Genomic DNA, 21,755 nt, shown 5'->3' on the forward strand with positions numbered 1-21,755 from the left:
ACAAGGATGTAGTCGGTGTTCTGACTCGATCTTCGAGGCTGACGGCTGCGGGGGAGCGAGGTCCTCACTTCTTGCCGTTCCCGCAGGTCAGAGTGAATGTCAGTGCTCGGTGGCAGGGTGTGGACCATGAGATCGACGGCTGCGGCAACCGAGGCGGGCGAGGCGCCCGGTGCGTCCGTGGTGCTGGCTGCGGTTCGGTCGATTCGGTCCGGGCTGAGGTCTGCGGCTACCAGCGCCGATCTCGCCGCTCTGGGTAACACCGGGCGCGTGGATCTCCTACGGGAGCTGGAGGAATTGGCCGGGTCGGTCGCGGCGGTGCAGGCACGGCTGTCGGCAGATCTGGATGCCTCGATCCGTGCGGAGCGGGCAGGGGTGGGAATCCCGCCCGAGCAGCAGGGGGCCGGGGTGGCGACGCAGGTGGCGCTGGCCCGCCGGGTCTCGCCGGTGCGGGGCGGCCAGTACCTGGGAATGGGTAAGGCGCTCGTGAACGAGATGCCGCACACGATGGCGGCGCTGGCAGGCGGTGAGCTGAGCGAGTGGCGCGCCACCCTGCTGGTGCGGGAGTCCGCATGTCTGAGCGTCGAGGACCGGGCGGCATTCGACGCGGAACTGTGTGCTGATCCCGAGCGGTTCGCCGGGTGGGGAGACAAGCGGTTCGTTGCCGAGGCGCGTGCCCTGACGACTCAGCTGGACCAGGCGGCGTTGGTGCGAAGGGCGGCCAAGGCTGAGGCGGATCGGCGGGTGACCATCCGGCCGGCGCCGGACGTCATGGCGCAGGTGACGGCCTTGGTCCCGGTGGCACAGGGAGTGGCCGTATACGCGGCGTTGACCCGTCGAGCGGACGAGTTGAACGCCCAAGGTGATCCACGCAGCACCTCTCAACTGATGGCCGACACCCTGGTCGAACGGGTCACGGGGCATGCCCGTGCTGAGGATGTCCCGATCCAGGTGCAGGTGGTGATGAGTGACCGGGCCCTGTTGGACGGAGCCGACGAGGCCGCGCACGTGAATGAGTACGGAACCGTGCCCTCGCGATGGGCTCGGGAACTCGTCGCCCGGGCTGCGGAACAGGGTGGGGCAGTGGATGCCTCTCGAAGACGGTCGCACGAGACGCGCGGGGTGGGCGTGTGGGTCCGTCGTCTCTTCACTCGGCCCGCGAGCGGGGAGCTGGTGGCGATGCAGTCACGTGCCCGTCGGGCTCCGGCGGGGCTGGCGGCCTTCATCAGGGCCCGCGATCGCACGTGCCGGACGCCGTGGTGCGACGCACCGATCCGCCATATCGATCACGTCACCGACCACGCCGGCGGCGGGCCGACCGAGGAGTCGAACCTGCAAGGCCTGTGCGAGGCGTGCAACTACGCCAAGACTGCCCCGGGATGGTCGGCGCGGGCCGAGTACGACGTGGCGGGTGGAAGTGAAGGCGTGCGGGGCGGGCCGCCACATGGATCCCGGTTCGCCGACACCGCATGCGGCGGCCATCGCGTGCAGACGACGACGCCGACCGGGCATGCCTACCTTTCTCGGCCGCCCCGGCCACCCGGATTCACCACGCCGCTTCGGTTGCCCGGGTCCGTGCTTCCACCGCTCGCACTCGCCCGCACCCTTCGACCACCAGGCTCAGCGGCCGGCACGTTCTTGAACCGTGCAGACGAACGCGCCGCTGCCTACGCCCGTGAGCTCGAGGAGGCCTATGCCGGCGCCGGACCACCGACGCTCACATCGGCGGGCCGGGTCCGGGGGTCACCCGTGGCAGCGTGAGTCATGCGGGTGAGTCATGAGGACCAGGGACCCGGGACGCCCCGGTTCTTCAGTTGTGCCGCAGCACGAGCTCGTCGACCACCCGGCCCCGGTCCGGGGCGTAGCCACTCTCTTCGCCGACCAGGTGGAACCCGTTCCGACGCAGCACCACCATCGCTGCCGCGTTGTGCCGCGCGACCCGGGCGGTCACCGGACGGTGCGGCACTTCCTGCAGGAAGGCGCCAAGAGCTTTCGTGGTGATCCCGCGCCCCCAGTAGGCGCGGTCGATCCAGAAGGAGACCCGGTGCTCGTCCGACTCCGAGCGGCCACGGATATGGCCGACCACGCGGCGTTCGTCATCGTCGTCGATCTCGATCGTGCGCACGTCGGCGGTCTCGTCCGCGCGCAGGTGGCGCCAGTGAGCGTTGAACGCCTGCCGTTCGTTCGGGTCCTCGAAGGTGTCGCCGGCGAGGGAAGCTGCCTCCGGGTCGCGGAGCTGAGTGAAGAAGGCGTCGAGGTCGGCATCCTCCACCGGACGCAGGAACACCGTGACCTGGCTCTGGCTCATCTGGTCACCTCCGTAGGCCCATGGTAAGTGGGTGTGATCTCTGTCACCAGCGGGCGCTCGCGAGCGGCTCGCGTCGAGGGCCTGAGGTCTCGGACGTGCCGGAACGCGGCTGTGCTCAGATCGCCTGCACGACCCTCGCGGCTTCTCGCGCGATCTCCCATTCCTCGTTCGTGGGAACCACGAGGACTGTCACCGGGGAGTCCTGCACCGAGATGCACGAGACCGCTCCCGGCCGCACGCTCTTGTTGGCCGCCTCGTCGAGCATGATCCCCAGGTTCTCCAGACCGCGCAGGGCGCCGGCGCGGACGGGCGCGCTGTTCTCGCCGACACCTGCCGTGAACACCACGGCGTCCACCCGGCCCAGCGCGGCCGTGTAGGCGCCGATGTACTTGCGCAGCCGGTAGCAGTAGACGTCCAGTGCAAGCCGGGCGTCGTCGTCGCCGTGCTCGGCAGCGTCCACGACATCGCGCATGTCGTTGCTGCCGGCGAGCCCCAGCAGCCCCGAGCGCCGGTTCATCACCGTGTCGATCTCGTCGATGCTCATCCCGGCCGTCCGCGCGAGGTGGAACACCACCGCAGGATCGATGTCCCCAGTGCGGGTGCCCATCACCAGGCCCTCCAGCGGCGTGAGTCCCATGGACGTGTCGACCGACCGGCCGCCTGCCACCGCCGTGGCCGAGGCGCCGTTGCCAAGGTGGAAGACGATGAGGTTCGCCGACTCCGGTGCCAGGCCCAGTTCCCTTGCAGCGGTGCGTGCGACGTATTGGTGCGAGGTGCCGTGCGCCCCGTATCGGCGCACCCGGTGAGCCTGGGCGATCTCCCGGTCGAGAGCGTAGGTGGCGGCGTGGGCGGGCATGGAGCGGTGGAAGGCGGTGTCGAAGACCGCAACCTGGGGCAGGTCGCCGAAAGTGGCCTGCGCTGCCCGGATCCCGGCCAGATTGGGAGGGTTGTGCAGCGGTGCCAGGTCCGAGACGTCCTCGATCGCTGCCACCACCTCGGCGTCGATGCGCACCGAGGCGCTGAACTCCGGTCCTCCCTGCACCACGCGGTGCCCGACCGCCATCAGATTCGCGCTCGCGAGCTCTGGGCCGAACGCCTCGAACGCCTCCCGCATGGCCGCCATTGCCGCACCATGGTCGGGCAGCGGCAACTCGCGTTCGTGCACGTCCTCGCCCACCTCATGGCGCAGGTGCCCCACGGCACCGGTCTGACCCACCCGCTCCGCCAGCCCCGAGGCGAGCGCCGTACCTGAGGCGGCGTCCACCACCTGGTACTTGAGCGAGGAGGAGCCGGCGTTGATGACCAGGACGTGCTGCGCCGTCCTGGGCTCGCCCGCGGTGCCCATCACGCCTCCTCGCCCTGTGCCTGGACGGCGGTGATCGCCACCGTGTTCACGATGTCCTGCACGAGTGCGCCCCGGGAGAGGTCGTTGACCGGCTTGCGCAGGCCTTGCAATACCGGCCCCACGGCCACCGCACCAGCACTGCGCTGAACCGCCTTGTAGGTGTTGTTGCCGGTGTTCAGATCCGGGAAGATCAGTACGGTGGCCCGGCCGGCTACCTGGGAGTCCGGCATCTTCGTTCGTGCCACCTCGGCGTCCACGGCGGCGTCGTACTGGATCGGCCCCTCCACCACCAGGTCGGGTCTCCGCCGTCGCACCTCGGCCGTCGCGGCCCGCACCTTGTCCACATCGGCGCCGCTGCCGGACTCGCCCGTGGAGTAGGAGAGCATCGCGATCCGCGGCTCCACCCCGAACTGTGCCGCGGTCGCCGCCGAGGAGATCGCGATATCCGCGAGCTGCCCGGCGTCCGGATCCGGGTTCACCGCACAGTCGCCGTACACGAGCACCTGGTCGGTCAGGCACATGAAGAACACCGAGCTGACGATCGAGACCCCCTCAGCGGTCTTGATCGTCTCGAAGGACGGCTTGATCGTGTGCGCCGTGGTGTGGCGGGCGCCGGAGACCATGCCATCGGCGAGGCCCTCGTAGACCATGAGGGTGCCGAAATAGGAGACGTCGGTGACGATCTCGCGGGCGCGCTCGACCGTCATGCCCTTGTGCTCGCGCAGCCCGGCGTAGGTGCGGGCGAAGCGCTCCCGCAGCTCGGGATCCTTCGGGGAGAGCACCCGCGCCGCCGTCAGGTCCAGGCCCAGCTCACTGGCCCGGGCGCGGATGGTGGCCTCGTCGCCGAGCAGAGTGAGGGCCGCCACCTCGCGCGCCAGCAGCGTGCTCGCCGCCCGCAGGATCCGGTCGTCCTCACCTTCGGGCAGCACCACGTGCTTGCGGTCCGCGCGGGCGCGTTCGAGCAGCTCATGCTCGAACATCAGCGGCGTCACCACGGTGCTGCGCGGCACATCCACGGCGTCGAGCAGCCGTTCGGAGTCGATCGCCTGCTCGAATGTGGATCGGGCAAGGTCGAGCTTGCGCTGGGAACCGGTGGAGAGCAGCCCCGGTGTCCGGGCTGCGCGGCTGGCGGCTTCGAACGTGCCCAGATCGGTGGTGATGATCGGCAGCCGCTGACGCAGACCGTCCATCAACCGGGTGGTCTGTTCCGACGGAGCGAACCCGCCGTTGAGGATCAGCGCGGCCAGTGAGGGGAAGTTCTCGGCGGCGTGTGCCGCGACGAGCGCGAGGATCACCTCGGACCGGTCACCCGGCACGATCACCACGGCCCCGTCGGAGAGGCGCTGGAGGATGTGCTCCATCGTCATGCCGCCGACGATCAGTTCCTCGGCCTCACGATCGAGCAGTTCATCGTCTCCTGTGACGAGCGTGCCGCCGGTCGCCCGCATCAGATCCCGCACACTCGGCGCTGCCAGCAGCGGCACGTCCGGCATGACCCACGCCGGCACCGGCAGGTCAGCGAGGTTCGCCCCGATCTCAGCCATGTGCTCCGGCCGCGCCCGGTTCGCGACCACCGCCACTAGCGAGGCGTGCGCTCCGGCCAGCTCAGCCGCCGACACGTCCACCATCTGCCGCACATCACCCGCCTCGCGATCCACCGCGGAGACCACGAGGACCACCGCCGAACCGAGGTTCGCGGCCACCCGGGCGTTGAACGCGAGCTCGGTCGGCCCGGCCACGTCGGTGTAGTCCGAGCCCACGATCACGACGGCGTCACACCGGTCGGCCACGTGGTGGTAGCGCTGCACGATGGTCGCCAGTGCGCCGTCGGGGTCGGCGTGCACGTCGTCGTAGGAGACGCCGACGCAGTCGTCATAGGTGAGGTCGACACCGTCGTGGGCGAGGAGCAGCTCGACGACCGAGTCCCTGTCGGCGTCGCCGCGGGTGATCGGGCGGAACACCCCGACCCGGCCGACTCGCCGGACGAAGGATTCCAGCAGTCCGAGGGCGACCGAGGATTTCCCGGTGTGCCCTTCGGGTGACGTCACGTAGACACTGGTCACCATGAGCCGCTCGTCTCCTGTCTGCTGAAGCCTGCCCGTGCTCGCCCACGCTACCGGCGCGGGCGGCTCCCGGGGCAGGGTCCTTCGTCCCGGGTGCTCACCGCGGCACCGTGCCGCGGTGCGTATTCTGGACGGGTGAGTGCGAGTGGACGCGCCGGCGGGCTGTCGGACTGGATCCGGGCAGCGACCCGTCCGCGACTGCTCGGGATCCTGGTGATCCTGCTCGCCGGGGCCGCGCTGTGCATCCGCCTGGGTGCCTGGCAGTTGGACCGCGCCCAGATCCGGGGCAACCAGGAAGCCGAGGTGGCCGCCTCGGCCCGCGAGAACGGACCGGCGCTGCCGCTGGCGGACGTGCTGGGGTTGGGGGAGGGGCTGACGCAGGAGCAGCTCGGCCAGCGGGTCGAGGTGGCCGGCGAGTGGGAGCCCGACCTGCAGGTCTTCGTGGAGGGCCGCGGGTACGAAGGCGAGCTCGGGTACTACGTGCTTTCGGCGTTACGCGTGAGCGAGGACGACGCGCTGCTGCCGGTAGTCCGCGGATGGGTGCCCAGCACCGACGAGGCGGCGCTCGCGGTTTCCCCGGGTGAGGTCGAGGTGATTGGGTTCCTCGCCAGTCCGGAACACGCTGAACGAGGGATCGACCCCTCGGCCGGCACCGGTGCGGTGGTCGAGTCGGTGAGCCCGGCTCAGCTGGTGAACTTCTGGAACGAGCCCACCTACGCGGTGCACCTGCGGTTGGCAGCTACGGATCTCACCGGTGCAGGGGACTCAGCCTCAGCCGACGTCCCCACCCCGGTCGGCCCGCCCGAGATCCCCGACGGTGGGCTGAACGTGCGCAACCTCGCCTACGCCGCCGAGTGGTGGATCTTCGGCGGGTTCGCGCTGGTGCTGTGGTGGCGGATGGTGCGCGACGAGGTGCGCCACCTGCGGCAGGAGAGCGCTCCCGCCTGACGGCGTGCCGGGCGGGCCCTACCAGGTGGCCTCGAACTCGGTGGCGACCTCGTGCACCCGCTGGGCTGCGCCGTCGGCGCGTGAGGCCACCAGCTCGGCGAGGGTCTGCTCCACCTCCTGCGGGCCGAGGCCCGCGAGTTCCTCGACCCCCGAGCCGGCGACGGCGGAGCTCCAGTCGGTCCGGATACGTGCGGCATCCGCGGGGTCGGCCGCCATGTTCTCGGCCGCGTCGATCGTGGCCGTGCACACCTGCGCGAGGTCGGCCACCGGGCACTGCACCCGTAGCGCGTCGGCGACCGCCTGGTTCGCCTCGGCCAGGTCGGCTCCGGCGTGAGCGGTCATGAGCGTCGGTGCGGTGCCGCAATACCTGCGGATGGCTGACAACGGCTCCGACAGTCCGGCGCGCAGACCCGCCAGGGCGGCCTGGGCGGTCTCGAACTGTTCACGTTCGGCCGTTGTCGGCTCCAGTCCGGCCGGGACGGCGGGTGGTCCGGGGGCGAGGTCTGCTTGCTCGGCGTAGGAGGTCAGCGTGGTGCAGGCGGCGTTGATCGCGTCAGCTGTCGCCGGGTCCTGACTCTCGCTTCCGGGCCAGACGGGGGTGAGCGCTGGTGCCGGACCGGGCGTGAGGTCGACCGACTCGACGAGGCTGGGAGCGAGCGCGGCGGACTGCTCGGCCTCCCAGGCCGTCAGGTCCGCGTGCCAGGCCTCGAGTGCGGCGGTGCGTTCAGGATCGGATTCCTGGCAGGCCGCAAGCCCGATGGTGGCAGCGGCGATGACCGCGACGAGGCAGGCGGTGGCAGCGCGACGGGAAGGCACGGGGTCCACGGTAGCGGGGCGGCGACGGTGAGAGACTGTGATCATGACGGACTCGGAGGCCATGGACAACGCCACCACTGCTGATGCTCAGGACATGCGTGACCGCGGGGCGTTCACGCGCTACCGGATCATGGCGTTCATCACCGGCGGGATGCTCCTGCTGCTGTGCCTGGAGATGCTGCTGAAGTACGTGGTGCAGGTCAATGGGGTGGACGCCGATGGCAGTGCGCGCCCGGTGATCGGATCGTGGGTGGCCTTCGTGCACGGGTGGATCTACGTCGTCTACGCCGTGACGGTCTTCGACCTGTGGAGCCGGATGCGATGGAGTTTCGGCCGGATCGTGCTGCTCATCGCCGGTGGCGTGATCCCGGTGCTCTCCTTCGTGATGGAGCAGAAGGCCGGCCGGTGGGTCACCGAGACGCTTCAGGCGCGCCAGAGCGCGAGCTGAGTCCTCTGCCGAGGCGCGGCCACTGGCGCCGGCCCCGGAGGTTCGAGCGGGCCCGTGGGGCCACTATCCTTCTCGGGTGAGTGCCGCCACCGATCCTGCCCTGCCCCGGCCCGTTCTCGTCGTCGACTTCGGCGCCCAGTACGCGCAGTTGATAGCCCGCCGTGTGCGCGAGGCGGACGTGTTCTCCGCGATCGTGCCCCACACCATGCCGGTGGCGGACATGCTCGCCAAAGACCCGGCCGCGATCATCCTCTCCGGCGGGCCCGCCTCGGTCTATGCGGACGGCGCGCCCGCGGTGGACCCGGCGTTGTTCGAGGCCGGGGTGCCGGTGCTCGGCATCTGCTACGGCTTCCAGGCGATGGCGCGGGCGCTCGGCGGTACCGTCGCCCACACGGGCACCCGCGAGTACGGCGGCACGACCGTCACGGTGGACGAGGCGGGCACGCTGCTGCACGGCTCGCCGCAAGCACAGACCACATGGATGAGCCACGGCGATGCGGTGCACGAGGCCCCGGCGGGGTTCGAGGTGCTCGCCACCTCGCCCGGATCCCCCGTGGCGGCCTTCGAGGACCACCAGCGCCGCCTGTACGGGATGCAGTGGCACCCCGAGGTCAAGCACTCCGAGCGGGGACAGCAGGCGCTGGAGAACTTCCTGTACCGGGCCGCCGGCCTCGAGGCCTCGTGGACGGCGGGCAACGTGATCGCCGATCAGGTGGCCGCGATCCGCGCCCAGGTCGGGGATGCCAAGGTGATCTGTGGTCTGTCCGGAGGTGTGGACTCCTCCGTTGCTGCTGCCCTCGTACAGCGGGCGATCGGTGACCAGCTCACGTGCGTCTTCGTCGATCACGGGCTCCTGCGCAGCGGTGAGGCTGAGCAGGTCGAAGAGGACTTCGTCGCGGCCACCGGCGTGAACCTCAAGGTGGTGGATGCTTCCGAGCGATTCCTCAGTGCGCTCGCGGGGGTGAGTGACCCCGAGACGAAGCGCAAGATCATCGGCCGGGAGTTCATCCGGGTCTTCGAGCAGGCCGCGCGGGAGGTGGTCGCCGATGCCGGTGAGCACGGCGAGGACGTGAAGTTTCTTGTCCAGGGCACGCTCTATCCGGACGTGGTCGAGTCCGGCGGCGGTGAGGGCGCGGCCAACATCAAGTCTCACCACAACGTCGGCGGGCTCCCGGAGGACCTGCAGTTCGAGCTGATCGAGCCCCTGCGCACGTTGTTCAAGGATGAGGTCCGTGCTGTCGGGCTCGAGCTGGGGGTACCGGAGGCGATCGTCTGGCGTCAGCCGTTCCCCGGGCCAGGGCTGGGCATCCGGATCGTCGGTGACGTGACCGCAGACCGGTTGGAGACACTGCGCGCGGCCGACGCCATCGCCCGGGCCGAGCTGACTGCCGCCGGGCTGGACCGGGAGATCTGGCAGTGCCCGGTGGTCCTGCTTGCTGACGTTCGTTCGGTGGGGGTGCAGGGCGACGGCCGCACCTACGGTCACCCGATCGTGCTGCGCCCGGTCTCCTCCGAGGACGCCATGACGGCGGACTGGACCCGCGTGCCCTTCGACGTGCTCGCGCGTATTTCCACTCGCATCACCAACGAGGTCGCCGAGGTCAACCGGGTGGTGCTGGACGTGACCAGTAAGCCGCCGGGCACCATCGAGTGGGAGTGAACGTCCCGGTGGCATGAGCTGACGAGCGGAGGGAGCGCATCGTGCGTATCGTCCACGTCTCCGACTGCTACGCCCCGCGCGTGGGCGGCATCGAGAGTCAGGTGGAGGATCTGGCGGCGCACCAGGTCCAGCGCGGCCATGCCGTGCACGTGCTCACCGCGACCGCGGCTGAGGCCGGCACCGAGTCCACCGTGGGCCGGTATCGCGAGTCGGTGACCCAGGCCTCCGGGGTGCGCCTGCACCGGATGGCCTCACCGATGACCTTCGGCCTGCCCGTCCACCCACGCGGACGTGCCCTCGTGCGACGCGCCCTGCAGGTGCTGGACCCGGACGTGGTGCACGTGCACGCGGGCGTCGTCTCACCGTTTGCCTACGACGGCGCCCGTGCAGCACGGGCACTCGGCCTGCCTGTGGCCCTCACCTGGCACTGCATGCTCGACGGCGTGGAGCCCCTCCTCGCACTGGGATCCCGGGCCATGGGCTGGCGGCAGGCTCCGGTTGCACTGAGCGCTGTGAGCGGAGTGGCGGCCGAACGTGTGGCCGCGGCGCTGGGCCGCACGGACGTCAGCGTGGTCCCGAACGGACTGGACCTGACGCCGTGGCGAGCGGTGGCCGCCCGGGGCGAGCGGCCGCCGTCGGGGAGCGGACCGTTGCGGGTGGTGGCCACGCAACGGCTGGCGCCGCGCAAACGTGCCGTGCCACTGGTGCGCACCGTGATCGAGGCTGCCGAGCAGCTCGGGCCCGACGGCGCAGGTCGCCCGCGCATCCACCTCACCGTGGCCGGGGGTGGGCCCGCCGAGCACGGGGTGCGCACCGAGGTGGCGTCTGCGGGGGCCGAGGAGGTGGTGACGGTCCTCGGCCGCGTCCCGCGGCCGACACTGCCGACCCTGTACCGGGACCAGGACGTCTTCCTCACCTCATCCACGCTGGAGGCGTTCGGGATCGCCGCGCTGGAAGCGCGCGCTGCAGGCCTGGCCGTCGTGGCGCAGGCAGGGACCGGGGTGAGCGAGTTCGTCGAGGATGGACGCGAGGGGTTCCTCGTCCGCGGGGACGAGGCGGCGACCCAGGCGCTGGTGCGCCTCGCCGAGGATCGGGAGCAATTGGCCGGGATCCGGAGCCACAACAGCTCCGAACCGCCGCCGATGTCCTGGGCCGACGTCATCGGGCGGGCCGAGCGCGTCTACGCACGAGCCCGGGAGGCGGTGGGCCTCCCGGGCTCGGGATGAGGATGCGGACTCCCCGATCCGTCAGCTCGTGGGCCGTCAGTTCTTGGGGCGACCACGTGCGGCGGAGACGAGCGCCCCCACCAGCAGGGTCGCTCCTGCGATCGCCAGGATCCCGATGAACACGGTGGCTGGGTCGAGGCGTGCACCCAGGCCGATCGCGATCACCACCGCTCCGAGCAGTATCAGCACCAGACCCCACACGACGGTGCGCAGGCGCGTGCCCTCCCGGGCGGGCTCCGGCGTCGCGGCGCCGTTGTACTCGACAGTGCTGGTGGACGACATCGGAACGGTCTCCTCGTGCTCGACATTCTGGTTCATGAGGTACTCCTGAGGGTGTGCGCCCTGCTGCTCGGCATTCATCGGAGTGCTCCGGTCGGTGTTCATGACCGCTCCTCGATCACGATCTCGCCGAATCCGAGATCGACCTCCAGCCGCAGGGGTTCGACACCCTCCGGCGACTCGGACTCCGGAGAGTTCAGGGTGATCTCCCGGTTCCCGCCGAAGCGCCAGCCGTAGTCCAACTCACCGTCGACTGTCTGGGAGGACCGGCCCTCGACCTGCGCCGTCCAGCCGTCGAGGTTCCGGGTGCTGATCTCACCGGTGACGGAGGTCTCGATGCTGATCGGCATACCCTCGGGCACCTGGACGATGATCTGGCCCGCACCCATCTCGACCTCCACCGGATCGGTCACCGTGATCCCCTCGAGATCACGGAGGTCAACCCGGAGTGCACCGCCTGCCAGCTCGTCGAAACCGTCGGCAGCTTCGGACGCGGTGCCCGGGCGCCACGTCTCGTCGCTGTAGGCGGTGGAGTCGTTCCAGTCGAAACGGTGCACGACGTCCGCCGAGTGCGCCAGCGCCATCGGGACGGCGACCAAGGCCGCCAGGGTCCCCAGCACTCCGAGGCTGCCGGAGCGGCGTCCCATCAGTCCGGCGAGCACTGCGCCGAGGCCGAAGAGCGTGACGGCGGAACCCAGCGCGAGTAGTTCCACGCTCCAGCCGCTGCCGGAGATGGCACCAGCCCACGGATCGATCCATGCACTGCTGAGGCCGGTGTAGTCGGCCGCGAGCAGGAGGGCGATCACGAGCAGGATCAGGCCGAGGGTGACACGGACGAGGGTGGCCCCGGGCCCAGGAACGCGGGGCTTCGGCGGTGGCGGAGGGGTAGGGGCCGGTTGGGGAGTGGGCGGTTGTGGCGGACCGGCCGGCGGGATTGGCGGGGTTGGCGGGATCGACTCAGTGGTGCCACCGGGGCCGCCCGGGTGCTGAGACTGCGCGGTGGCGTCGTCGTGGGTGGTGCTCATGGTGTCGTTCGGATCGCTCTCGGTCGAATCGCTCTGGTGGGTGTCATCGCTATGGCTGGACTCGGCCGGGTCGTCCTGATCGTCGGTGCCGGAAGTCTCGTGCAGCGGTTTGGCTGGTTCCCCCGCCGTGCTGTCGCTCTCAGCACCGCCTTCGGACGCACCGCCCTCGGACGCGCTGCCGGAGAGCTGCCCATCGACCGTCGCAGGCGCGGGGACCGCCTGGCTGCCTGCTGCCGCGAATGGGACAGTCAGGGCTGACGATGGCTGGTTGCCCGGGGCCGTGGCGGGCGACGGGCCTCTTTCCGGCGGGGGAGGAGGCGAGCCTGCGCTGTCATGGAATGGGGTGGCGGGGCCACCCGAGGGTTCTGACGGGCCTGCCCGGCGGCCTTGCTGGATGGCGAGCACCACGACGGCGGCTAGGGCGATCAGTGCGATCAGCCCGACGCTGAACACCAGTCCATCCCAGCCGCTCCACCAGAAGCCGGCCCGGGAGAAGCCGATGATCACCATGACGATCGCACCAGCGAGCGCGGCGTCGAAGCGCCCGCGGAAGGCCTCCTGCAGGTGGATCCGGCCATCGGACCGCTCGGGCAGGAGTGCCCAGGCCAGGCCGTACAGCAGCAGGCCCAGCCCGCCGAACAACGTCACCAGCAGCAGAGCCCCCCGCACGATCAGCGGGTCGACGCCGAGCCGGTGGGCCAGGCCCGCGGCCACACCACCGATCCAGCGGTCATCGGTACGGGAGATGCCGATGCGTCGCAGCGAGTCGAAGAAGCTGTCCGCTGCCTGTGGAGGCTGCGGGGCAGAGAAGTTCGAAGTCATGACCACGAGTCAACTCCTCCACGGCTTCGGGCGGTATCGGGGGACACCCTGAACGACCCCTGAATCGGCCAGGTCCGGACCGGGTCGCAACCCTGATCTGCCCCTGAGGTGCTGGGCCACGGGCGTCTGTGAGCGCCGCCGCGTGCCACGATGTTGCTGTGACCCAGGCCGAGACTCCGAGGACGCACCGTGGTGCGGTCCCGTTGCGTCGGCCTGTCCAGGGCCGGCTCCTGCTCGGGGTGAGCGCCGGACTGGCGCAGCATCTGGCCGTGCCCGTGACCGCCGTCCGGTGGTTCTTCGTGATCCTCACACTGGTGTTCGGTGCCGGGGCTGTGCTCTACGCCTGGTTCGCGCTCACGGTGCCGGGCGGGGACCCGCAGGAGGCGGCGGCGCAGGCCCGGCCCACCAAGCTGACCCGGCTGGTGCCGCGACTGCGTGCCGTGACGGCCAGCACTCGCGGATCCGATCTGGTGATTGGTGCCGTCCTCCTGCTGGTGGCAGCACTTCTGCTGGCCAGCCAGGTGCAGGACTGGTTCGGCGGCGCCTGGTTGCTGCCTGTGGTCGTGCTGGTAGCCGGCGCTGCGTTGGCATGGAGCCAGATCGAAGTGACCGAGCGGCAGCGCCGCACGGGGCAGCCGGTGCGACGGACGTCAGTGCTGCTCCGCGTGGGTGGAGGGGTGGCGCTGGCGCTGCTGGGCGTAGTGATCTTCGTGGCCCGCGGCAAGCCGCTCGGTGACGTGGTCAACGGTGTGCTGGCTGGGTTGGCCATCCTGGCAGGCACGGCCTTCGTGCTCGCTCCACTGGGTCTGCGATTGTGGCGCGACCTGGTGGCTGAGCGGGCCGCGCGGGCACGTGAGTCCGAGCGTGCTGACATTGCCGCACATTTGCACGATTCGGTGCTGCAGACCCTCTCGCTGATTCGCGCCCGGGCGGATGATCCGGCGTTCGTGCGCCGGATGGCACGGGGGCAGGAACGCGAGCTGCGGGACTGGCTGTATGCGGACCGGCCCGAGCCCGGGGAGTCGATCGCGCAGGTGCTACGCGAGGCCGCTGGTGAGGTTGAGGACCACCACGGCTCCGAGATCGATGTGGTGACGGCCGGGGATGCGGTGCCTGACTCGGGCACGGCTGCGCTCACGGCGGCGGCGAGGGAAGCGATGGTCAACGCGGTGGTGCACGGTGCCCCTCCGGTCTCGATCTACGTCGAGGTCGGGGAGAAGGCGACCGAGGTGTACGTCCGTGATCGCGGGGAGGGGTTCGACGTCGACTCGGTGAGCGAGGACCGGCACGGGGTGCGGCACTCGATCTTCGGACGCATGCACAGGCACGGGGGTAGTGCGGACATCCGCAGCGACAGCACCAGGGGTACGGAGGTGCGCCTGCGGATGCCACATCAGGTGCGAGAAGACTGGGGTGGGACGGATTCGGGCAGTTCCGGCTCCGGCGGCGACGATTCTGATGGCGACGGCCAAGGTACGGGAGGAACGACATGAGCTTGCGGGTAGTTCTGGTCGATGACCATCGGATGGTGCGCGTCGGGGTCCGTAGCGAACTGGCAGACGACCTCGTGGTGGTCGGTGAGGCCGCCGACGTACCCTCGGCCGTGGCCACGGTGCATGAGCAGCGACCGGACGTGGTGTTGCTCGACGTGCACCTGCCCGGCGGTGAGGGCGGCGGTGGCGCCGAGGTTCTCCGTCAGTGCTCCGATCTGCTGGGCGATGTGCGCTTCCTGGCGCTCTCGGTCTCGGATGCCGCGGAGGACGTGGTCTCGGTGATTCGGGCCGGTGCGCGGGGATACGTCACGAAGGCGATCGCCGGAAGCGATCTCTCGGACGCCATCCGCCGCGTGGCAGGCGGGGACGCCGTGTTCTCGCCACGACTCGCGGGATTCGTGCTCGATGCTTTCGGTACTGCGGCCACCGATGTGGCCGTCGCCGACGACGAGCTCGACCGGCTCTCCGCTCGGGAGCAGGAGGTGATGCGCCTCATCGCCCGGGGCTTCACCTACCGGGAGGTGGCGAGTGAGTTGTTCATCTCGATCAAGACGGTCGAGACACACGTCTCGGCCGTGTTGCGCAAACTTCAGCTGAGCTCGCGGCACGAGCTCACGCGGTGGGCGGCGGTGCGGCGGCTGCTCTGACGAGCACCAGCGCGACCGTGGCTCCCGGGCATCCTTGACTAACTTACACCCGTAAGGCAAGGTGGTGAGTGCTGAAGGGAGTCCTGACATGGCGATGCCTCGTTGGTGGGGACAGATCAACAAGCGCTTCTTCAATCCCCGGGCGATCGCCCGGGGGAAGTGGCCCGTGCTGGTGCACGAGGGCAGGAGCAGCGGTGCGGAGTACCGCACGCCCATGGATGCTCATCCCGTCCCGGGCGGCTATCTCTTCGTACCGGTCTACGGACTGCAGTCGGACTGGGTGCGCAATGTGCTCGCGGCCGGCCGCGCCCGTCTGGTTGTGGACGGGCGCGAGGTGGAGCTGACGGCTCCACGGGTGGTGGGTGAGGAGGTCTGGGCGGACGTGCCGGAGGAGATCTCTCCGCCGCCGTCGGTGTTGCGATTGCGTGACTTCCTGCGCATGGACCTCGTCCAGCGCTGACCGGCGACTCGTCCAGGGCGAGCCGCCGCAGACGTCGAGGTAGCGTGGAGGTCATGAGTCGCATCGCCATCATCGGAGGGCACGGCAAGATCGCCCTCCTCCTCTCGAAGATCCTCGCCGACCGTGGAGACGAGGTCACCTCGATCATCCGCAACCCCGAGCACTCGGCTGACGTCGAGGCGACCGGGGCGCAGGCCCTCGTGGCCGACGTCGAGCATCTCAGCGCGACTCAGATCGCCGAGGCGATTGCCGGTCACGACGCGATCGTCTGGTCCGCCGGCGTCGGCGGGGGCAACCCGGCCCGCACCTACGCCGTCGACCGAGATGCCGCGATCCGCACCATGGACGCCGCCCAGCTCACCGGGATCCTGCGCTTCGTGATGGTCTCCTACCTCGGTGCCGGCCCGGACCACGGGGTTCCGGAGGACTCCGCCTTCTTCCCCTACGCCGAGGCCAAGGCGGCGGCCGACGAGCATCTGCGCGCGACCGCCCTCGACTGGACGATCCTGCAGCCGAGCCGGCTGACCGACGAGCCGGGTAGCGGGCGTATCGCCCTCAGTCAGGAGCGTGGCGAGATCTCGCGTCAGGACGTGGCCGCGGTTGCGGCCCGGGTGCTCGAGCGGGCCGACACGGTGAGTGTCTCGGTTCCGTTCGTCGGTGGCCAAGTGCCGATCGATGAGGCGCTTGACTCCGTCGTCGGCTGAACGCCCGTGAACCGGGTGTGGTCAGGTCGCCTCACCGGCCCCGGGTGGCGAGTTCCTGTGCCAGTTCCACCAGTCTCTCCACCTCGGAGTCTGCGAGCGGATCGACGCTTGCGGCTCGCCTGACCTCGGCGTCGGCGGCGAGGCCGTCGCAGATGTAGATCAACGCACGGGCAACCAGTGCGTCAGGAACGGCGCCGGCCAGCGTCTCCCGCCAGGCGTCCTGGGCGCGCACCAACGCAAGTGCGGCGCTCTGGTGTGCTCCGCGCGCGAGGATGGCGATCGCCGCGTAGTAGAGCTCGAACTCAGAGTCGGCGCGTGCGGAGGTGCGCACGATGTAGTCGACCGGACCTGCCTCAGCGTTGCGCATCCGATCGGTGTCGGCCGCGACCAAGTCGCCGAAGAAGTCTGCGAGGCCCTCGGTCAGTTCGTCCTTGGACGGGAAGTGGTAGAGCAGGCCTCCCTTGGAGACGGAGGCGCGATCGGCGACGGCGTCGAGTGTGGCGGCCCGCTCACCCTGGGTCACGAGGATCTCGGCGAATGCGTGCAGCACCTTCGCGCGTGCTGCCGGGGGTGGCGGCATGCCGATCAGGGTACGCCAGGTGTCGGAGATCACTCGTCACTCAACCGTCCAGCCGGTACAGTAACGAATGTTCGTCCGATCGCCGGTCTTGCCGACCCGCGCTGCCCGGGAGGTGTCATTCATGTCGCTCACGTTCGACCCCCAGGTCGATCCAGGTCACGACCGCACGGTCGTGCCGGTCACGCCGCTCTCGCGTCGGCGCCGGTGGCTCGCCCTGGCGGTGCTGATGCTCCCGGTACTGCTCGTCGCCGTGGACAACACCGTGCTCAACTTCGCGCTCCCGCAGATCAGCGAAGCGTTGCAGCCGACCGGCACCCAGCTGCTGTGGGTGATCGACATCTACCCACTCGTGCTCGCGGGACTGCTGGTGCCCATGGGCGCGGCAGCTGACCGATTCGGACGGCGGCGCATGCTGTTGATCGGTGCCGCCGGCTTCGCGCTCGTCTCAGTCGGCGCTGCCTACGCGCCCACGGCCGCAACCCTCATCGCCGCGCGTGGGCTACTCGGGTTCTTCGGGGCGATGCTCATGCCATCGACCCTGTCGCTGCTGCGTCACATCTTCACCGATCGCCAGGAACGTCGGACGGCTATCGCCGTCTGGGGTGCTGGTTTCGGGGGAGGGGCCGCGCTGGGGCCGATCGTCGGCGGCTTCCTGCTCGAACACTTCTGGTGGGGGTCGGTCTTCCTGCTCGCGGTAGGTGTGCTGGTGCCGTTGCTCGTGCTCGCGCCGCTGTTCGTTCCCGAGTCGGCCGACCCGCGCGCCCAGCCGGTCGATGCGGTGTCGGTGCTGGTGGTCCTGGCCGGGATGGTGGCGCTCGTCCTGGGGGTCAAGACCTTCGCCAAGGATGGGGCGAGCATTGTCGCCTTCGGAACCTTCGCCGTCGGGCTGGGCCTATTGACGGCGTTCGTGCGCCGGCAGCGGCGCGTGCGCCATCCGATGATCGAGCTCGACCTGTTCCGGCGCGGTGGATTCTCCGGCGCGGTGCTGATCAACCTGCTCTCGGTGGTCGCGCTCGTCGGCTTCCTCTTCTTCGCCTCCCAGGATCTGCAGCTCGTGCACGGCCTCGCGCCGATGCGGGCCAGTCTGGTGCTGCTGCCCGGGGTGTTCGGGATGGTCCTGGCGGGGCTGCTGGCTGCTCGGCTGGCGCGGCGGGTTCGCCCGGTGGTGATCGTGACCGGTGGCCTGCTGCTGTCGGCGAGCGGGTACCTGCTGGTGGCGCTGGGATCGGCTGACCTGACGCTGCTCGGTGTGGCCTTCGCGATGGTGGCGATCGGGATCGGGGCGGCCGAGACGCTCTCGAACGATCTCATCCTGTCGTTGGTCCCGGCGGAGAAGGCAGGGGCGGCTTCGGCCATCTCCGAGACTGCCTACGAGGTGGGATCGGTGCTGGGGACGGCGATCCTCGGCGGCTTGCTGACCAGTGCGTATACCCGCTCGGTGGTCGTGCCGGACGGTGTGGCTGGTGGGGATGCGGCGGCGGCCCGCGAGACCCTCGGTGGTGCGGTCGAGGTGGCCGGCAGGCTTCCGGCCGAGCAGGCGCAGGCCTTGGTGGCTTCGGCTCAGGATGCCTTCGCCTCCGGGATCTGGCTCACGTCGCTCATTGGTTGCGTGCTCGTGCTCGGCGCGGCTGGGATCGCCGTCGGCGCGCTACGCCGGGCCAGGTGAAGGTTCGAGCCCCACCCTCGAAATTGCTCGTCGATCTGGTCGACCAGATCGACGAGCAATTTCGCGAACGAACCGGTTCTGACGTAGTGTCAGAATCATGGACATCGTGTACGGAATTGTGTTGGTTCTCCACCTCATCGGGTGGGCGATGGTGCTCGGTGGGGCGATCTATGGCATGCGTAGCGCCGAGCTGAGCAAGGGAATGCTGCACGGCATCCTGACGGCGCTGGTCGCCGGGATCGTCATGGTTGGCCTGGCCTCGGCGGGCGTGGCAGGCAACGAGCCCAACAACATCAAGATCGGCGTCAAGCTCATCATCGCGCTGGTGGTGACCGGCATGGTCATCTACGGCGGCCGCAACAGCGAGAAGGTGACCCGCGGATACCTCGGGGGGATCGCGGGTCTGACCACGCTCAATGTCGCCATCGCGGTGCTCTGGAGCTGAGAAGTCGCGTGGTCACGAGCGGTCGCCAAGGCGCATCCGGCCTGCCCGGAGCCGATAGATGAGACCCTGGCCACACTTTGCCTGATGTTCACCTGATGTTCATCTAACGTTCCCTGTCTTGCCGGCGCGCTGACCCCCTTGGCACCGGTTGACTTGGACCGTGCCCATGACTGACGGGATTGGCGAGATGAGCCACCAGCAGCCCGAGCGAATCGTCACCTCAGACCCCGAGACCCCCGTCGCCGGCACCACGGTCCTCACTGCGGGCGAGATCAGCGCCGACACGGTCGCTGAGAGTCCGCTCCGCGGGCCGTTCGACTCACTGATCGCTGAAGGGCGAGCGCGGTCGGTCGTCAACTGGCTCTCCGTCGTCGTCTCGGTCTACGTCCTGATCTCCGCCGTCGGAGTGATCGGGGCCGGCTTCAAAGCGGCCACCGGCGGCCAGGCCGAAGCACTGTTCGGCTTCGCCAGCAACCCGATCGTGGCGCTCATGGTGGGCGTGCTCGCCACTGCGGCCACCCAGTCCTCCTCCACCACGACCTCCATCACGGTGGGTCTGGCAGCGGGTGGGTTGCCGCTGGAGATCGCGATCCCGATCATCATGGGTGCCAACATCGGCACCACGCTCACAAACACCCTGGTGAGCGTCGGAATGATCCGCAACAAGGATGACTTCCGGCGTGCCTTCGCCGCCGCGACCGTGCACGACTTCTTCAACCTCCTCGCCGTGCTCATCCTGCTGCCGCTGGAGATCGCGACAGGCTTCCTGGAGCGCGTATCCGGGTGGCTTGCTGGTGCACTCACCGGGGTGGGCGGGGTCGACACCGACAGCGTGGACGTCGTCGGTGCGGCAACAGCGCCGCTGGAGAGTCTCGTCGGCTCGCTCACGGAGCCGTTGGCCGCACCCTGGGGCGGACTGGTGATGATCGCCGTCGGCGTGGCGCTCATCCTCCTGTCGATCACCTTCATCGGGAAGGTGCTCAAGGTCCTGATGGTCGGTCAGGCCAAGCGGGTCCTGCATGGCGCCATCGGCCGCGGGCCGATCAGTGGCATCGCCTCCGGAGCCGTGGTGACGGCGATCGTGCAGTCGTCCTCGACGGCCACATCGCTGATGATCCCGCTTGCCGGTTCGGGCACGTTCACACTGCGTCAGATTTACCCATTCACGCTTGGCTCGAACATCGGCACCACCGCGACCGCGCTGCTGGCGGCACTCGGTCTGAGCGGGGTCGACGCCGCCCTCGGACTGCAGGTCGCGCTGGTGCACCTGCTGTTCAACCTGACCGCCACGGCCGTCATCTTCGGGATCCCGTTCCTGCGTGCCATCCCGATCAAGGGCGCCACCTGGCTGGCCGGCCGATCGGCGGAGAACAAGTCCTTCGCCGCGGTGTGGGTGCTCGGGGTGTTCGTCGTTGTTCCTGGCCTGTTGATCGCTGCCACCACCATCTTCTGAGAGGCCGATCGTGAACTCCACCAGCGACCACGATCCATCCACCCCCGAACCGGCCGACGAACACCCGCCCCTCACCGAGGAGGACGTGCCACGTTCCCTCGAGGAGATCGACGCGGCCCTCGTGCGTCTGATGGCCGAGACCGAGGCGACAGTCAACCGGCTCCGCGCCGAGCTGGCCGAGCGCCGTCAGCACGAGGCACAGCACGCCGAGATCGAGCGACTCGAACACCACCTCGCCGAGGCCACAGTGAACTGGTCGAAGGTCAAGGAGTTCTTCGAAGAAGTGCTTCGTGAGCTGACCGGCCGGCAGGCGGCCGCCCCTGGCGAGGACGAGCGCCCCCTCGGACGTCCCGCAGGCGACGAGAGGCGGAGCGGCCCGGGAACGGAGGAGCGATGACCCCGACGAACCGGCGCGCTGCCGCAGCCACGCTGGCCGGTGTGGCCGCACTGGCACTGGCTGCCTGTACGGGTCAGGCGTCCGCCACCGACCAGATCGAGATCTCGGGATCGTCCACCGTGGCTCCCATCACCGAGCACGTTGCCAGAATGGCCGGGCAGGACGTGTCGGTGACGGCGGAGGGCACCGAGGACGGGTTCGCGCGCTTCTGCGCGGGTGAGACTGCGATCAACAACGCCTCCGAAGCCATCCCCCAGGAGTTCCTGGACGCCTGCGAGGCCGCCGGGGTGGAGTTCATCGAGCTGCCGATCGCCTGGGACGCCCTCGCTGTGGTGGTGCATGCCCAGAACGAGTTCGCCGACGACGTCACGATCGAGGAGCTGGGCGCGATCTGGGCCCCGGACTCGAGTGTGCAGACCTGGCAGGACGTGCGGCCGGAGTGGCCGGACTCCGAACTCACCCGCTACGGGCGACCGGATGGGTCGGGCACGTTCGCCACCTTCACCCATCAGGTCAACGGCGAAGCGGGCCAGATCGTCGAGGGAGTGCAGTCCTCGGACGACATCACCGAACTCACCGGCTGGGTCGCGGACGACCCGGGGGCGATTGCCTTCATGGGCATCGGCAACTACCTCGGCAGCGCCGAGACGCGCGACGAGCTGACCACCGTGAGCATCGATGGGGTGGCACCCTCGCGCGAGCGCGTCCAGGATGGCAGCTACGAGCCGCTGAGCCGGCCGCTGTTCATCTACGTCTCCACGACTGCGCTGGAGTCAGAGGACGTGACGGGGTTCGTCGAGGCCTACCTGGAGCAGGCGCAGGCTTCCGCAGCCCTGACGTTCTTCTACGCTCTGGACGACGAGCTCACCGCGGCGGCCGCGCAGCGTTTCGAGGCGCGCGTGACCGGGTCGGTGTTCGATGGTGACCCGTTCGGTGAGGTCGATCTGCTCGAGGCGCTCACGTCCTGATGCGG

21 protein-coding genes are annotated in these 21,755 nt (G+C 69.6%); 14 read left to right on the top strand and 7 right to left on the bottom strand.

The features are described from left to right. Positions 1 to 126: 126 nt before the first annotated feature. Positions 127 to 1,758, top strand: coding sequence for an HNH endonuclease (locus IM660_RS05245; RefSeq protein ID WP_193498341.1), 1,632 nt, complete (start codon positions 127 to 129; stop codon positions 1,756 to 1,758). Between the two features lie 49 nt (positions 1,759 to 1,807). On the opposite strand, the gene IM660_RS05250 is transcribed toward IM660_RS05245, so the two are convergent. From IM660_RS05250 to pta, 3 genes are all read right to left on the bottom strand, one after another. After that, positions 1,808 to 2,305, bottom strand: coding sequence for a GNAT family N-acetyltransferase (locus IM660_RS05250; RefSeq protein WP_193498342.1), 498 nt, complete (start codon positions 2,303 to 2,305; stop codon positions 1,808 to 1,810). A gap of 115 nt (positions 2,306 to 2,420) precedes the next feature. Continuing rightward, the gene (locus tag IM660_RS05255; protein ID WP_193498343.1) at positions 2,421 to 3,650 is read right to left on the bottom strand and encodes an acetate kinase; all 1,230 of its coding nucleotides are present in this window, start codon (positions 3,648 to 3,650) and stop codon (positions 2,421 to 2,423) included. After that, entirely contained in the window at positions 3,650 to 5,716 is a 2,067-nt protein-coding gene (pta, locus tag IM660_RS05260) for a phosphate acetyltransferase (RefSeq protein WP_193498344.1), read from the bottom strand. Before pta ends, IM660_RS05255 begins: the two co-directional genes overlap by 1 nt. 132 nt (positions 5,717 to 5,848) lie before the next feature. Between pta and IM660_RS05265 the strand changes: the two genes are divergently transcribed. Beyond that, entirely contained in the window at positions 5,849 to 6,661 is an 813-nt protein-coding gene (locus tag IM660_RS05265) for an SURF1 family protein (protein ID WP_193498345.1), read from the top strand. Positions 6,662 to 6,679: 18 nt separating this feature from the next. On the opposite strand, the gene IM660_RS05270 is transcribed toward IM660_RS05265, so the two are convergent. After that, positions 6,680 to 7,477, bottom strand: coding sequence for a hypothetical protein (locus IM660_RS05270; RefSeq protein WP_193498346.1), 798 nt, complete (start codon positions 7,475 to 7,477; stop codon positions 6,680 to 6,682). A 43-nt stretch (positions 7,478 to 7,520) separates the two neighbouring features. On the opposite strand from IM660_RS05270, the gene IM660_RS05275 reads away from it, so the two are divergent. From IM660_RS05275 to IM660_RS05285, 3 genes are all read left to right on the top strand, one after another. Then, a complete protein-coding gene (locus IM660_RS05275) occupies positions 7,521 to 7,925 on the top strand; it encodes a DUF3817 domain-containing protein (protein WP_193498347.1) in 405 nt (134 codons plus the stop codon). Between the two features lie 76 nt (positions 7,926 to 8,001). Then, positions 8,002 to 9,585 carry a glutamine-hydrolyzing GMP synthase gene (guaA, locus tag IM660_RS05280; protein WP_246465155.1) on the top strand — a complete coding sequence of 528 codons (1,584 nt, stop codon included), beginning with the start codon at positions 8,002 to 8,004 and terminating at the stop codon, positions 9,583 to 9,585. Between the two features lie 41 nt (positions 9,586 to 9,626). Beyond that, positions 9,627 to 10,811, top strand: a complete 1,185-nt coding sequence (locus IM660_RS05285) for a glycosyltransferase (RefSeq protein ID WP_193498348.1) — start codon at positions 9,627 to 9,629, stop codon at positions 10,809 to 10,811. 36 nt (positions 10,812 to 10,847) lie between these two features. On the opposite strand, the gene IM660_RS05290 is transcribed toward IM660_RS05285, so the two are convergent. After that, positions 10,848 to 11,195, bottom strand: a complete 348-nt coding sequence (locus IM660_RS05290; RefSeq protein ID WP_193498349.1) for a hypothetical protein — start codon at positions 11,193 to 11,195, stop codon at positions 10,848 to 10,850. After that, complete coding sequence (locus IM660_RS05295) at positions 11,192 to 12,937, bottom strand: PspC domain-containing protein (RefSeq protein ID WP_193498350.1); 1,746 nt, start codon at positions 12,935 to 12,937, stop codon at positions 11,192 to 11,194. The genes IM660_RS05290 and IM660_RS05295 overlap by 4 nt, the downstream gene beginning before the upstream one ends. 158 nt (positions 12,938 to 13,095) lie before the next feature. Here IM660_RS05295 and IM660_RS05300 point away from each other — a divergent pair, with 158 nt between their 5' ends. From IM660_RS05300 to IM660_RS05315, 4 genes are all read left to right on the top strand, one after another. Further along, positions 13,096 to 14,430: an ATP-binding protein gene (locus IM660_RS05300; protein WP_210769080.1), complete on the top strand. Its 1,335-nt coding sequence runs from the start codon at positions 13,096 to 13,098 to the stop codon at positions 14,428 to 14,430. Continuing rightward, positions 14,427 to 15,077: a response regulator gene (locus tag IM660_RS05305; RefSeq protein WP_193498351.1), complete on the top strand. Its 651-nt coding sequence runs from the start codon at positions 14,427 to 14,429 to the stop codon at positions 15,075 to 15,077. The genes IM660_RS05300 and IM660_RS05305 overlap by 4 nt, the downstream gene beginning before the upstream one ends. Before the next feature lie 88 nt (positions 15,078 to 15,165). Continuing rightward, positions 15,166 to 15,537, top strand: coding sequence for a nitroreductase/quinone reductase family protein (locus IM660_RS05310; protein ID WP_193498352.1), 372 nt, complete (start codon positions 15,166 to 15,168; stop codon positions 15,535 to 15,537). A 53-nt stretch (positions 15,538 to 15,590) separates the two neighbouring features. Further along, entirely contained in the window at positions 15,591 to 16,241 is a 651-nt protein-coding gene (locus IM660_RS05315; RefSeq protein ID WP_193498353.1) for an SDR family oxidoreductase, read from the top strand. A gap of 31 nt (positions 16,242 to 16,272) precedes the next feature. Here the strand turns inward: IM660_RS05315 and IM660_RS05320 are convergent, their stop codons facing one another. Further along, positions 16,273 to 16,821, bottom strand: a complete 549-nt coding sequence (locus tag IM660_RS05320) for a TetR/AcrR family transcriptional regulator (RefSeq protein ID WP_193498354.1) — start codon at positions 16,819 to 16,821, stop codon at positions 16,273 to 16,275. Positions 16,822 to 16,942: 121 nt separating this feature from the next. On the opposite strand from IM660_RS05320, the gene IM660_RS05325 reads away from it, so the two are divergent. From IM660_RS05325 to IM660_RS05345, 5 genes are all read left to right on the top strand, one after another. After that, positions 16,943 to 18,487: an MFS transporter gene (locus tag IM660_RS05325; RefSeq protein WP_193498355.1), complete on the top strand. Its 1,545-nt coding sequence runs from the start codon at positions 16,943 to 16,945 to the stop codon at positions 18,485 to 18,487. Between the two features lie 97 nt (positions 18,488 to 18,584). Continuing rightward, the gene (locus tag IM660_RS05330) at positions 18,585 to 18,932 is read left to right on the top strand and encodes a hypothetical protein (protein WP_193498356.1); all 348 of its coding nucleotides are present in this window, start codon (positions 18,585 to 18,587) and stop codon (positions 18,930 to 18,932) included. 166 nt (positions 18,933 to 19,098) lie between these two features. Further along, the gene (locus IM660_RS05335; protein WP_246465156.1) at positions 19,099 to 20,385 is read left to right on the top strand and encodes a Na/Pi cotransporter family protein; all 1,287 of its coding nucleotides are present in this window, start codon (positions 19,099 to 19,101) and stop codon (positions 20,383 to 20,385) included. 10 nt (positions 20,386 to 20,395) lie between these two features. Beyond that, the gene (locus tag IM660_RS05340) at positions 20,396 to 20,782 is read left to right on the top strand and encodes a hypothetical protein (RefSeq protein WP_193498357.1); all 387 of its coding nucleotides are present in this window, start codon (positions 20,396 to 20,398) and stop codon (positions 20,780 to 20,782) included. Then, entirely contained in the window at positions 20,779 to 21,750 is a 972-nt protein-coding gene (locus IM660_RS05345) for a substrate-binding domain-containing protein (protein WP_193498358.1), read from the top strand. The genes IM660_RS05340 and IM660_RS05345 overlap by 4 nt, the downstream gene beginning before the upstream one ends. Positions 21,751 to 21,755 lie beyond the last annotated feature (5 nt).

Origin of the sequence: Ruania alkalisoli, assembly GCF_014960965.1 — a bacterium.
GTDB classification, from domain to species: Bacteria; Actinomycetota; Actinomycetes; order Actinomycetales; family Beutenbergiaceae; genus Ruania; species Ruania alkalisoli.

Excerpts from the sequence above, each read along its gene's own strand:
- IM660_RS05320 (WP_193498354.1), bottom strand. The coding sequence starts at position 16,821 with ATGCCGCCACCCCCGGCAGCACGCGCGAAGGTGCTGCACGCATTCGCC.
- IM660_RS05330 (WP_193498356.1), top strand. The coding sequence starts at position 18,585 with ATGGACATCGTGTACGGAATTGTGTTGGTTCTCCACCTCATCGGGTGG.
- IM660_RS05315 (WP_193498353.1), top strand. The coding sequence starts at position 15,591 with ATGAGTCGCATCGCCATCATCGGAGGGCACGGCAAGATCGCCCTCCTC.
- IM660_RS05295 (WP_193498350.1), bottom strand. The coding sequence starts at position 12,937 with ATGACTTCGAACTTCTCTGCCCCGCAGCCTCCACAGGCAGCGGACAGC.
- IM660_RS05345 (WP_193498358.1), top strand. The coding sequence starts at position 20,779 with ATGACCCCGACGAACCGGCGCGCTGCCGCAGCCACGCTGGCCGGTGTG.
- IM660_RS05305 (WP_193498351.1), top strand. The coding sequence starts at position 14,427 with ATGAGCTTGCGGGTAGTTCTGGTCGATGACCATCGGATGGTGCGCGTC.
- IM660_RS05250 (WP_193498342.1), bottom strand. The coding sequence starts at position 2,305 with ATGAGCCAGAGCCAGGTCACGGTGTTCCTGCGTCCGGTGGAGGATGCC.
- IM660_RS05335 (WP_246465156.1), top strand. The coding sequence starts at position 19,099 with ATGACTGACGGGATTGGCGAGATGAGCCACCAGCAGCCCGAGCGAATC.
- pta (WP_193498344.1), bottom strand. The coding sequence starts at position 5,716 with ATGGTGACCAGTGTCTACGTGACGTCACCCGAAGGGCACACCGGGAAA.
- IM660_RS05275 (WP_193498347.1), top strand. The coding sequence starts at position 7,521 with ATGACGGACTCGGAGGCCATGGACAACGCCACCACTGCTGATGCTCAG.
- IM660_RS05290 (WP_193498349.1), bottom strand. The coding sequence starts at position 11,195 with ATGAACACCGACCGGAGCACTCCGATGAATGCCGAGCAGCAGGGCGCA.
- IM660_RS05245 (WP_193498341.1), top strand. The coding sequence starts at position 127 with ATGAGATCGACGGCTGCGGCAACCGAGGCGGGCGAGGCGCCCGGTGCG.
- IM660_RS05255 (WP_193498343.1), bottom strand. The coding sequence starts at position 3,650 with ATGGGCACCGCGGGCGAGCCCAGGACGGCGCAGCACGTCCTGGTCATC.
- IM660_RS05310 (WP_193498352.1), top strand. The coding sequence starts at position 15,166 with ATGGCGATGCCTCGTTGGTGGGGACAGATCAACAAGCGCTTCTTCAAT.
- IM660_RS05325 (WP_193498355.1), top strand. The coding sequence starts at position 16,943 with ATGTCGCTCACGTTCGACCCCCAGGTCGATCCAGGTCACGACCGCACG.